This window comes from Bacillus sp. Bos-x628 (assembly GCF_040500475.1).
GTDB classification, from domain to species: domain Bacteria; phylum Bacillota; class Bacilli; order Bacillales; family Bacillaceae; genus Bacillus; species Bacillus maqinnsis.
In genome coordinates this window covers 2,744,272-2,756,818 of the sequence record NZ_CP159358.1, presented here as the reverse complement: position 1 = coordinate 2,756,818, position 12,547 = coordinate 2,744,272, and the positions used below count along the sequence as shown (strand labels likewise).

General features: G+C 40.5%; 11 protein-coding genes and 1 riboswitch. Of the genes, 4 read left to right on the top strand and 7 right to left on the bottom strand.

Features of this window, described 5'->3' with window-relative positions:
- Positions 1–43 precede the first annotated feature (43 nt).
- The 4 genes from ABVJ71_RS14135 to ABVJ71_RS14120 all read right to left on the bottom strand — a co-directional run bounded on the left by ABVJ71_RS14135 (position 44) and on the right by ABVJ71_RS14120 (position 4,167).
- On the bottom strand, positions 44–1,096 hold the full coding sequence (locus ABVJ71_RS14135; protein ID WP_353856688.1) for an iron ABC transporter permease: 1,053 nt from the start codon (positions 1,094–1,096) through the stop codon (positions 44–46).
- A 513-nt stretch (positions 1,097–1,609) separates the two neighbouring features.
- Positions 1,610–3,016, bottom strand: coding sequence for an amino acid permease (locus ABVJ71_RS14130; RefSeq protein ID WP_353854584.1), 1,407 nt, complete (start codon positions 3,014–3,016; stop codon positions 1,610–1,612).
- Between the two features lie 194 nt (positions 3,017–3,210).
- A riboswitch (Lysine riboswitch) is annotated at positions 3,211–3,389 on the bottom strand.
- Positions 3,390–3,510: 121 nt separating this feature from the next.
- A complete protein-coding gene (sspJ, locus tag ABVJ71_RS14125) occupies positions 3,511–3,654 on the bottom strand; it encodes a small acid-soluble spore protein SspJ (protein WP_353854583.1) in 144 nt (47 codons plus the stop codon).
- Positions 3,655–3,738: 84 nt separating this feature from the next.
- Entirely contained in the window at positions 3,739–4,167 is a 429-nt protein-coding gene (locus tag ABVJ71_RS14120; RefSeq protein WP_353854582.1) for a MarR family winged helix-turn-helix transcriptional regulator, read from the bottom strand.
- Between the two features lie 170 nt (positions 4,168–4,337).
- Between ABVJ71_RS14120 and ABVJ71_RS14115 the strand changes: the two genes are divergently transcribed.
- The 4 genes from ABVJ71_RS14115 (at position 4,338) to modB (ending at position 8,403) form a co-directional block, all read left to right on the top strand.
- Positions 4,338–4,829, top strand: coding sequence for a metal-dependent hydrolase (locus tag ABVJ71_RS14115; protein WP_353854581.1), 492 nt, complete (start codon positions 4,338–4,340; stop codon positions 4,827–4,829).
- Positions 4,830–4,938: 109 nt separating this feature from the next.
- Positions 4,939–6,789 (top strand): LTA synthase family protein, encoded by a 1,851-nt coding sequence (locus ABVJ71_RS14110; protein WP_353854580.1) that lies wholly within the window; start codon positions 4,939–4,941, stop codon positions 6,787–6,789.
- A 172-nt stretch (positions 6,790–6,961) separates the two neighbouring features.
- Entirely contained in the window at positions 6,962–7,738 is a 777-nt protein-coding gene (modA, locus tag ABVJ71_RS14105) for a molybdate ABC transporter substrate-binding protein (protein WP_353854579.1), read from the top strand.
- Positions 7,738–8,403 (top strand): molybdate ABC transporter permease subunit, encoded by a 666-nt coding sequence (gene modB, locus ABVJ71_RS14100; protein WP_353854578.1) that lies wholly within the window; start codon positions 7,738–7,740, stop codon positions 8,401–8,403. The genes modA and modB overlap by 1 nt, the downstream gene beginning before the upstream one ends.
- A 278-nt stretch (positions 8,404–8,681) precedes the next feature.
- On the opposite strand, the gene ABVJ71_RS14095 is transcribed toward modB, so the two are convergent.
- The 3 genes from ABVJ71_RS14095 to ABVJ71_RS14085 form a co-directional block, all read right to left on the bottom strand.
- Positions 8,682–9,527, bottom strand: a complete 846-nt coding sequence (locus tag ABVJ71_RS14095) for an aldo/keto reductase (RefSeq protein ID WP_353854577.1) — start codon at positions 9,525–9,527, stop codon at positions 8,682–8,684.
- A gap of 63 nt (positions 9,528–9,590) precedes the next feature.
- A complete protein-coding gene (locus ABVJ71_RS14090; RefSeq protein WP_353856687.1) occupies positions 9,591–10,466 on the bottom strand; it encodes an ROK family protein in 876 nt (291 codons plus the stop codon).
- A gap of 62 nt (positions 10,467–10,528) precedes the next feature.
- Positions 10,529–12,544 (bottom strand): Na+/H+ antiporter, encoded by a 2,016-nt coding sequence (locus ABVJ71_RS14085; RefSeq protein ID WP_353854576.1) that lies wholly within the window; start codon positions 12,542–12,544, stop codon positions 10,529–10,531.
- Positions 12,545–12,547: the final 3 nt, after the last annotated feature.

Below are 12,547 nucleotides of genomic sequence, written 5' to 3'. Positions count from 1 at the left end.
TTCGTTTAAATTTCTTTTGTTTTGCATGTTGCACCATTTCCATCTAAATTCCGCTCCTTTCACGTCTAGCCAAATATAAGAAGAAAGGAACGCCTATGATCGCTGTAATTGCGCCGACTGGTGTTTCAAATGGCGCATTGACGAGTCTTGCCACAATATCTGCATAAATTAAAAGAACAGCCCCTAAAATTGCTGAGCATGGAATAATCCATCTATAATCGACCCCGACAAGGAAACGAGTAACATGAGGAATCACAAGCCCGATAAAACCAATAGAGCCTGCGACCGAAACGGCTGCACCTGTCAAAAGGATGACAACCAATATCCCAAGTACCTTGACTGCTTTCGTGTACTGTCCAAGCCCTTTTGCTAATTCATCACCTAAACTGAGGACGGTGATCGAGCGGGCAAGCACCATGGCGATGATGAAGCCTAAAATCGCAACAGGAATGATGACCTTAATATTGTTCCAATTCACACCTGCAACGCCACCAGCGTACCAGAAGCTCATATCCTGAGCGACATCAAATCGAATGGCAATGGCTGAGGAGATCGAGCTAAGGAATGCGCTAACTGCCGTACCAGCTAATGCTAACTTCACTGGCGTCAGTCCACCTTTTGAAAGAGTACCGACACCAAAGACGAGGCTTGCACCAAATGCCGCTCCAACAAATGACCATAAAATCAATGTAAATGAAGATTGGTCTGGGAAAAAAGCAAACGCAATGGCGATCGCAAATGCGGAACCATTTGTCACCCCCATAATTTCAGGAGATGCGAGTGCGTTCCTTGTCATCCCTTGCATCATTGCCCCCGATATAGCTAGAAAGGCTCCTACAAGTGCTGCTCCAACCGTACGCGGCAATCTTAATTCCTTGATAATTTGATGAGATGTTTGATGTTGATCAAAATGAAAAACGGCTTCCCACACAGTGTGTAAGTGGATATTTGCCGCTCCTAACGATACTGATAAAAAAAGACCAAATGCTAAAGCAATAATCCCTAAGATGACAACAATTGCTGTTCCAAAGGGCTTCGTTACTATGTCAATCGCTTCGTCTTTAGTTGAAAGCTGTTTATTTGATTGTGCGCCCAAAACCAGTCTCTTCCTTTCCATTCACTTCTCTTCCTCATTAGTGATAATGATTATCAATCTCGAATTATAGTATATCACTTTCTTTTCTTTTTGAAATCCTGTTATGATACTTTTTCTTCAGTTCCATTTAAAAAAACAGGATTATTTCATCATTTTCACATGGTGAGAGAGAAAGCAATGCATTTTTATTGATTTCATGTTAAGATAATAGTGATATTGATAATCATTATCACCATTAAGCGGATAGGAAAGAACTTTTGGAAAAACGAATCGTTCTCCTTGCAGAAAGCTACTATGGGGGTCTCAAAACACTTGGGAAGACCACTGCCGCTGCAACTGATTCCATATTTAAGAACTCTTTCAATCAACACAATTGCCAAATTGCTGAACTCAAACCAAAAGTAACAAAAGCGCTTAGGATACATCATACATACGTTAAAAATAAAAAAGATTGTAGAAAAACAGGAGTTTCTCTACAATCTGACGTTTCTCCAGTTTTGGAGAAACGTCTACCTATTCCGTTTCTTTTGCAAATCCTTTAGACATGAATGGATAGAGCAAGATGCCAATTAAGAACAAGCCAATCCCGAGACCGAATGTTTTGAAATCTGCTGTGCCCGATATAATCACCCAAATGGAATATCCCATTGCGACTAGTGCGATGACACCGTCTCTTTTGCGATTTCCTTTTTGAATGTCATACGTATCACCTTGCATAATCACCTTAAGGCTGTAGATCGACGACACGATATATGGAATTAAATAGGCAAGTGTCGCTGATGTCGTTAAAAAGGTAAAAGCTTCATTAATGGTACGTGACATCACTGAAAAAATGAACAACTGTGACATGATATTTGTGACAGTCAAGGCAAATGCAGGGCTTCCCTTTTTATTTGTTCTCGCAAATACCGCTGGGAAATCTCCTGCCTTCGCTGCTTGATATGGCACTTCTGAACCGAGTAGAATCCAGCCAAGCATAGACCCAAATAAACAAATGATGGCAAGTAGTGCCATGACAATTCCACCAGCCGGTCCAATAATTAGCTGAAGCACATCCACAAACGGTTTATCTGAGCTTTGTAATTGATCGTGCGGAAGTACACCCATTGTAATAAGCGTAATAATCATGTAAATCGAAAGGGCAATCAAAAGACCTGTAATTGTTGCACGCTTAACGTCGCGCTGAGAAGAAGCTCTTCCTGATAAAATCACAGCTGATTCAATTCCAATAAATGCCCATAACGTGGAGATCGTCGCATGATGAATTTGGCCGCCAACTCCAAGCATCCCTTCCCCTTTGGCCGCAACCTGGAAGTAATAATGCTCAAATAATGCGGTCTGAAAAGCAAACAAGCCTGCCACGATAAATAGGACAAACCCAAGCACCTTTGAAAATGTCGTAATAAAGTTTAGTTTACTAGCTACACTTAAGCTCGTCACTAAGATTGTATGTGTTCCCCATAACAGAAGTGTACATACAATAAAGGTCATGAGTTGCCCGAGTGTAATGGCTTCTTTCCCAAAGGTAAATATCACTGTCTTCACTGTTAAAATGGGGAAAAATGTTGTTAAATAACCAGTAAGGCTAGTAATGATGGCAACATTACTAATCCAACTGGCAACCCAATACCCCCATACCATTGTAAAACCAGCCGCTTTTCCTTTCTTCGGGTCTTTAAAAAGCGCCCTTGCATAACTTTGTGGTCCAGCAGTAAGATGCGGCTTATGAATGGACAAATGCCCAAATACAAGTGCAATCATTAACACACCGCCGCCTGTTACAAGCCATGCCATCGTCACACCTAAAGGACTTGCATGCTGTGCGAGCGTACTTGGTAGCATAAAGATGCCTGAACCCACCATATTTCCGACGACAAAAGCCGTCAATAACCAAAAACCCCAATTTTTTGTCTGTTCCATTTCCGTACCTCCGTTTTATTCTCTTTGGACCAGACCCGGCAGTATCTTTGTCGATATATTTGTGATGCAATGATTTGCATTCTTTATGTTCGTTAAGGGTCCCTTTCTTAAAAACAAGCATGCCCTTTTCTTACCATCAGAACATAAAAAAAAGCCTGAACAAAAGTCCATGCTTTTCAAAACATACACCTTGATCTCCGGATAGCCCTCCACGCTATTTAGACGTGGCAGTCCTGCATTTATTCAATGCAGACCCAGCATAAAGAAAGTTGGAGCTCTCTCTACACTTCGGCGCTGATGCCTTTTTTCACATGATCAACGATTCCATCTCTCCCATGTGTGACTCATCATCCGCGCAACCTCTACCTCACTGAGACATAGCGTGAGGATTTCTATTCACTTTTTACTACACGAAGATTATCAAACATTCTCATATCTGTCAAAGGGAAAATCATAGAAAAAAGGACAGAGAACTTTTTCTCCGCCCTTTTTCCTTATTGATGCTTGTTTTTCTTCTTTTGTACAGCTTCTTGCAAAGGATCGCCTGCTAGTTCTTTGCTTGCTTCTTCTAACAGCTGATCAACTTGCTGATGATCTTTTTCACTTTTCGCCTTTTTATCCTTTTGGAAAAATGACATCACTGCTTCACCCCTTTTCATAATATCCCATTGCCTGTTTAATTTGTGCTACTGGGTCATGCATTATACAAAGGGGCATACTCATCATTCATCCTGAAAGGTTTTTCTCATTTTTTGCAAGTATTGAAGAAAGGTCTTTAAGTCTTCCTCTGTGAAGTCTGACATCATATGCTGAATCACTTTGCCAAAAACACGTGTATGCTTTTCGTAAATGGCTAAGCCTTTTTCAGTGGCTTCTAAACGGACAAGTGAATGGTCATGCTTGTCCCGTTCTCTTTGAATGTATCCCTGTTCAGATAATTTATTGAGTGCAATAGAGGCTGCACCTGGATTCAAAGAGAGCCTTTGTTTCAGCTCTTCGGCATGAGAAACTTTGCCTTGAATCAAAATAGAGAGGGCATAAATTTGCGGAGGTGTGATATCTTTTTCTAACTCAAGTAACTTACGGTTTAACTTACGGCTGACTTCATAATGTACGAGAACAATTTCTTTTAAAATGTCTGCATTACTCATCCGAATCGCATCCTTATCGTTAATGTCATAATGACTTCATTCTTATTATAGAGTGTTTTTCTCATCCGCCAAAGATTTTAACCTTCTTTCTTTAAAAATAAGCCTTGCTGAATGAATTCACGCTTGATATAGTGAATACTTGAACTACAGATAGAACAGGAGTACGCATCATGACAGGAAAAACACATATCATGGGCGGAGTTGCCGCCTGCTCAGCCGCCGCCTACTACTATGGATATGATCCTATCACCATGACTGCTGCTGGATCAGTAGGTGCTCTTATCCCTGATCTTTGTCATACGAAAAGTAAAATTGGTAGGAAATTCCCGCTATTTTCAACATTGATTTCTAGTGTTTTCGGTCATCGAACCTTTACACACAGTTTATTATTTATGCTGATCATTTATTTGATTGCGACCACATACATTCCAAATGACAGTCTACAATTCGGTTTACTTGTCGGCATAGCGAGTCACCTTTTACTTGATGCAGGAACAGTGAATGGTATTAAATTCTTATTTCCGGCTACGATAAAAGTACGTCTCCCCTTTTATGTCAAAACAGGCAGTACAGGTGAACAAGTCGTCCTAGCTGCCCTCACAATTGTCACTTGCTATTATATCGCCGTCATTTGCGGATTACCCGTCCCATTTCAGTTCTAAGAGAATGAAAAAAGGCAGGATATGAATTGATCATTCCTCATTTTTTTAGTAGTTTTAAGATAAGTGTTTTTGCCTTGAGCTGAATACAGAATGGTGAGGAGCTACATACATGAAAGCGTTTTTCAAAGATCACTGGTTTTTAGTGTACTCCATCCTCTTCATGTGGATGAAAACATATATCATTTATCAATTCGGATTTCATATACGAACAGCCAACTTGTTTCATGAATGGCTGCTGCTCATCAATCCGCTAAGCTTTTTGCTTCCTTTGTTTGGTATTGCACTTTTTTTGAATGATGCCAAACAAAAGGTTTTTTTATTGACGACAAATTTTGTTCTCACCGCAATCTTGATAAGTAATACGATTTTCTACGGTTTTTATATCGATTTCATTACCATTCCTGTGTTATTTCAGGCAAAGAATATGGGGGATATGGGCAGCAGTATGACTGAATTGTTCCACCCGCTCTTTTTACTAATGCTGATTGATTTTGCAATCTTGGCTTGGCTGTTAAAGCGTAAGCCGTTAACACCAAAAGCTTCTTTTCAAACAATCAAAACGTACTATGCGATTTGCTTCACATTTTTGCTTTTTCATATCAGTTCAGCCCTGATGGACCATCCGCGATTTCTCACAAGCTCTTATGATCGAGAAGTCATTGTTCGGAACCTAGGTCTTTTCCAATTCCACATGTATGACGCCTTTGCACAAACAGCGCGAATTGGACAAAAGGCCTTTGCAGATGAAGATACCCTTTCAACAGTTGCGAACTACACAAAGGCTGATTACAGTGCACCAAACAAAGACTATTTTGGACTGGCTAAAGGCAAGAACGTCGTTTTCATTTCTCTTGAATCGACACAACACTTTGTCATTGACCAAAAGGTGAACGGTCAAGAAATCACGCCCTTTCTCAATCAACTTACCAAAAAGAGCTTTTACTTTGATGAATTTTATCAACAGACAGAGCAAGGAAAGACGTCGGACTCAGAGTTCATTGTCGCAAATTCCCTCTATCCATCTAGCAGCGGCGCTGTTTTTTTCACAGCAAGCGACAATCAATTTGATACTTTATACAAACAATTGAAAAAAGAGAGCTACCAATCGGTTCAATTTCATGCGAATCATAAGACCTTTTGGAATCGTGATGTTATGTATCAATCGCTTGGCATTGATCGTTTTTATGATGTTGATTCTTTTGATGTTAATGATCGGAATTCCACTGGCTGGGGCTTAAAGGATATGGCATTCTTTGATCAATCCATTGATTATTTAAAAAAACTGAAGGCCCCTTATTACAGCACGTTTATTACCCTGACAAATCATTTTCCATTTGAAATTAATCGAAAGGACCAGTTTATAGATGAATATGACTCTTCTAGTGCGATTGTAAACCGTTATGTGACCACTGTCCGCTATCAGGATGAAGCCGTTAAGACCTTCTTCGAGCGGATGAAAGAGGAAGGGCTATACGATAATACGATGTTTGTACTAATGGGTGATCATTATGGGATTTCAGAAGCGCATCATGAGGCGATGGCTGAGCTTCTGAATCAGGATGAAATCACTCCGTTTGATGCTGTCAAACTTCAGCGTGTTCCGTTTTTAATCTACATACCCGGTGTTACTGATCAAGCACCAGAACAAATATCTAAAACGGCTGGGCAAATGGACGTCAAACCGACACTCCTTCACCTGCTTGGCATTGAGTCAAAAGATTCGATTCAATTTGGCAACGACCTGTTCTCAAACGAACGGATGCCTTTCGCTGTTCTGAGAAACGGGAACTTTATCACAGACGATTATCTTTATACGAAAAACACTTGCTATGATCAAAAAACACGTGAACCTGTTGAAAATGATGAGGTGTGTCAGCCTTATATTGATAAAGCCAATAAAGAGCTGTCCTTATCAGATAAAGTCATTAATGGGAATCTCCTTCGTTTTTATCAGCATTAAACGCCGCCAAATGGCGTTTTTTGTTTGTTATTTTTTTAATAGTACATCAAGCACTAACGGCTCCTTCTTGCCATGAGATGATCCCATTTTTTGCTGAAAGCCTATGAATGGTCAAATCAGTATGATTATAATAAGGGATAAGCATTGATATTTAATCGTTAGAGGTGTGAACATGAAGTATGTATTTTTACCTTTCATCACCATCTGTATACTCTTGACTGGATGCCAAGCAGTGATGAAGTTATCAGATTCAAACAAGAAGACGGAGCTTGTTATTTCAGCTGCAGCAAGCTTGCAAGATGCACTAAAAGAAATTGAATCAGCCTTTGAAGATCAACATCCGAACGTAAAATTAACCAATAATTTTGGGGCATCCGGTGCATTGAAGCAGCAAATTGCTCAAGGCGCAAAAGTCGATATCTTTTTCTCAGCTGCTGAGGAGCCATTTGATGAACTTGTACAATCAGGCGACATCGACAAGAATCAAACGAAAGATGCCATTCAAAATGAACTTGTGCTCATTGTTCCGAAAGAAAGCCCTTCTTCTATCAAAACATTTAACGATGTCCAGAACCTCAAGGGGAAAATCGCTCTTGGCACACCTGAATCTGTGCCTGCTGGTACATATGCAAAAGAAATCTTCACAAAAATGAACATATGGGATCAGGTGAAAGGAAAAGCCGTATACGGTAAGGATGTGCGTCAAGTGTTAAGCTATGTGGAAACAGGCAATGTAGAAGCAGGTATTGTCTATAAGACAGATGCCCTTGTTTCCAAAAAAGTAAAGATTGTAGATGAGGCAAATGAGGATATGCATTCTCCAATTGTCTATCCAGTTGGGATTGTGAATGAGACAGAACACAAAGATGAGGCAAAAATATTTTATCAATTTCTTCAATCAAATACAGCCATATCTATTTTTCAAAAGTACGGTTTTCAAGTTAGGTAATGTCTATGTTGAATGAAGAATTTTTTTCGCCTATTTGGCTGTCCATTCAAATTGCAGTGGTTAGCGGCATACTAGCCACACTATTTGGAACGGTTATTGGCCTTTGGATGGCCCGAACATCCTTCAAAGGAAAAATGATCGTTGAAACGCTCCTGATGATGCCGCTCGTTCTTCCACCAACAGTGGTAGGCTTTTTATTGCTCATCATTTTTGGAAAACATAGTGTCATTGGCAGTGCCATTGAATGGCTCTTTCATCAACCTGTCATTTTCACATGGTGGGCTGCTGTCATTGCATCGACTGTCGTCGCATGTCCGCTCATGTATCAATCAGCCAAAGCAGGATTTTCTACGATTGATGCAGACATTGAAGACGCTGCAAAAGTAGATGGTGCTCATTCGATCCAAGTCTTTACCCTCATCACCATTCCTTTGGCCATGCCTTCCTTGCTATCTGGCGCTGTACTAAGCTTTGCGAGAGCCCTTGGAGAATTTGGTGCTACCTTCATGTTTGCCGGCAACATTCCAGGAAAAACACAAACACTCCCAACAGCAATCTATGTTGCCATTGATTCTGGCCGAATGGAACTTGCTTGGGCTTGGACGATTTGTATTGTCATCCTATCCTTTTTCATGTTGCTGGCTGTGCGTAGCCGCACGCCATAATGTCCCCCTATTAAATAGTGGGGACACAACATTAGAAGTCAAAAAATAATAGCTCATATACATCAACCCAGATAAAATAAAACTTCGACATAAAACGACCAATTCAAAAACAATTGTTCTAAATAACAAACTAATACAAATTTTTTATTTAAATCATTTTAAGGTGATTTTAACAGCGTGTTATCTATAAAACAAAAAACACCTTTCAAATAGTCATTCAGAGTATTTAACTCCTATAGCTATTGAAAGGTGTTTTAAGAATGATTCTATTCAATGATTCACTCAAACCCAACAGTCATGGTATCTGGGTTAGAGCCGACTCGCTCGTTATTGTTTAATGCGTCGATTTTTTCCATGTCTTCTTGAGAAAGCTCGAAATCAAAAATATCTGCATTTTGTTTAATGCGTTCTTCATTGATTGATTTTGGGATGGTTACCACGCCGCTTTGCAGATCCCATCGTAAAATGACTTGTGCGACGGATTTATTGTAGCGTGATGCGATTTCCTTCAGCACGTCATGATCTAGCAGCTTGCCTTGCATGAGCGGAGACCATGCTTCAATTTGTATACCTTTTTCCTTTGCGTATTGCCGCAGCTCTTGCAATGTCAGCTTCGGATGAAACTCCACTTGGTCGACTGCTGGTACAACTGCTGCATCTTTTAACAGCTCTTCTAAATGATGAATATAGAAATTACTCACACCAATGGCTCTTACTTTCCCATCCTTATAAAGCTTCTCAAGCGCACGCCATGTATCTTTAAAAGTGTCTGCATTTGGTCCGGGCCAATGAATTAAATAGAGATCTAAGTAATCAAGCCCCAATCGATTCAAGCTTGCGTCAAAGGCAGCTAGTGTGTTGTCATAGCCTTGGTCGGTGTTCCATACTTTAGATGTAATGAATAACTCTTCTCGTTTGACGCCCGATTCTTTAATGGCTTTCCCTACACCTGTCTCATTTTTATAAACTGCTGCCGTATCAATGCTTCGATATCCATTTCGTATGGCTGCTTTTACGGCATCTACCACTTGATTGCCGTCCTCCACTTTGAATACACCTAAACCAAACCAAGGCATTTCCACTCCGTTATTTAGTGTTACGGTATCATTCAAGCTTTTAACCATTTTAACAACCACCTTTTTCATAGATTCCATCTATTTCATTATCTCATGTTGAGAATAAAAACTCTATTGTGAGCAGTTCGCTTTTCTTTCCATTGCTAAAAGCAAAGCACCTGTCAACCCTGCCTTGTCCCCAAGTCCCGGAGATACAATATATGTATCAAGCGGCGGTAGGTCCACATAGTCATTTAAATAAAAAGCAAGCTTTTCTCGGATAAGCGGGAATAATTGCTGTTGATTCATCACACCGCCACCCATTATGATGCGCTCTGGGCTTAAGATGAGGGTGTATTGCATCAATGCCTGCGCTAAATAATCAGCTTCAAGTGCCCATACTGCTTCTTGCTCGCCCAGCTCTTTAGCAGGCTTTCCCCACCTCTTCTCAATTGCTGGTCCAGATGCAAGCCCCTCTAAGCACGAACCATGTGCGGGGCAGACACCTGCAAATGAATCAGACGCATGATGCCTCACCAGTATATGGCCCATCTCTGGATGTGAATGACCGTGCAGTAACTCACCTTTCACAATAGCCCCAGCACCAATACCGGTGCCCACTGTGATATAAATACAGCTTGTTAATCCTTGTGCCGCACCTTTTGTTAGTTCACCTAATGCTGCTGCATTCACATCTGTTGTAAAGGAAACAGGCACCCCTAATTGTTTTTCTAACTCCGGAATCAATGGGTAGTGCTTCCACTCTATTTTCGGTGTATTCATGATATAACCGTAAGAAGAATCACCCTCTTTGACACAGATTGGACCAAATGAGCCGACCCCTAATGCTTCAATTGGATATGTTTGAAAGAATGGAATGAGCTGTCTTAATGTTTTCTCTGGATGCTCGGTTGGAATGGTTAATTCTTCAACAATCTCTCCGTGCTCATTTCCTATCGCACAACAAAACTTTGTACCCCCTGCTTCAATTGCTCCATAATATACCATCATCTTTCTCCCCCTGTGTCTTCTTTTCCTTCATCTTAAAACATGGACGAGGAATGACAACATCATGTATTGGTCAATAAAACAGCCTCCATATCATTGATATACTCTCTTAAATGGTGGGCTATATCACGATTGATCTCCCCATTTTCATATAAGGTTTGGATTTCGTTACGAATGGACTGTACTGCTTTGAAATTTAACTCCTTTTTCTTACGGTCAAATGCACGATCTCTCTGCTGAAAGAATGACGGGCCATGTTCACAACGGAAGATGACTTGATTGTAGAAGCCAATGACCCGATGACATGTTTGTTTATTGTCATCTGTCATATGTTTTTTGATTGATTCAATTGCAGCTTCAGCTGTTTTCTTGCGTATCTGTTTGTACGACTCTTCGTTTTCTAATATGCCGCTTGAAATACGCTCATGAGGCCGCCATAAGTGTAGCCATTGAAGAAGCCGCAAAAACTTGACTTTCGAAAAACGAATCTTAAAGGAATTGGAATATAGCATCTCAAGTTCATGAAATCTCTCTTGAAGCTCATAGGCTTCTTCTTGGTCAATTTTCTCTTCATCAATTAATTGCTGTAGTTTCATCTGCTCTGCTTTAATCCCATGCAGTCTAATTTTTCTTTCTTGTTTCCTCATCCCGAATTGATAAGGTTCACGTTGAATATTTCTCAGCTTCATCCGGTATTCATTGATGACAGCTAGAGACACTTCTCGATTGTCTTCATTCATTCCCTCTTTTAATGTTTTTATGGCACTTCTCAAAAGCTTCCGTTTTGCGTGCTGGATTTTTGTATCAGTGTCCACATCTACTTGCTTATCTTTTTTCTCAGATAAAAGAGGCAATAACACACTAGCTAAAATGAGTGTGCATAAAATCACGCCTGCTGCGAGGAAAATAATCAAATGCCGCTCAGGGAATGGTGACCCATCAGCTAGTGTAAAGGGGATTGAAAATGCACCGGCTAATGTGACGGCACCGCGGACACCTGAGAATGTCATCAGTATCGATGCGCGAAGTTTTTGCTTTTTCACATGCTGCTTTTTGATTGCACTCCAATTGCCTGCCCAGAACAGCCACACCCATAAGAATCTCAAAACCATCAGGCAAAGTGTAATGATTAAAATGTAACAGATGACCTGCATGTTATTAAACGCTTCATCTTGGAAAATCACTGTGGATACATCAGGAATTTGTAATCCAAGCAAGACGAAAACAAGTCCGTTTAAAATAAATAAAATGATATTCCATGTATTCGTAGAAGCAATCTGTAGCTTTGCTAAATTCGCTTCTATCCGGTCCTGCTCAATTGCATGCGCCACCCCGCCTGCAACAACAGCTAAAATCCCTGAAACGCCAATTTCTTCAGCTGCTAAATAAATCACAAATGGCGTTAAAATTTGCAAGATAATGTGCATGGTGACATCATCCATTCCTAAGCGGCGAAGGAAATAACGAAAACGTATGAAAAAGAAGGATAAAATAAATCCAGTCAATAAACCGCCAGCGGCAATCAATACAAAACTAAAGGAAGCCTGCGCAATAGAAAAAGCACCGGTCACAGTTGCTGCAATGGCAAATTTAAAGGCCACAAGTCCTGATGCGTCATTCATCAGCCCCTCACCCTCCAGCAGCCTCATAATGCCTTTTGGCATATTCACACGACTGGATAAGGCGCTAACGGCTACCACATCTGTTGGTGATAAAATGGCTGCTAGAGCAAATGCAGCGGGTAGCGGGATGCTTGGGATCATCCAATGAATGGTATATCCTGCTACAATGACCGTAGCAAAGACTAAGCCAAGCGCTAAAAGCAAAATGGGCGCTCTTAATTTCCAAAGCTCATCCCTTGGGGTACGCTTCCCGTCATTAAATAACAGCGGGGCAATAAATAAAACGAAGAATAGCTCAGGATTTAAAGAAATATGTAAACCTGAAGGAAAAGCTGCGACCAAAATTCCTAAACCCACTTGAATTAGCGGGACTGGAATAAAGGGTACAAAACGATTAATAATATTCGATGATGCAATGAGTGCAAGTAATACAAGCACCGCTAAAAAAATCTCCACTAG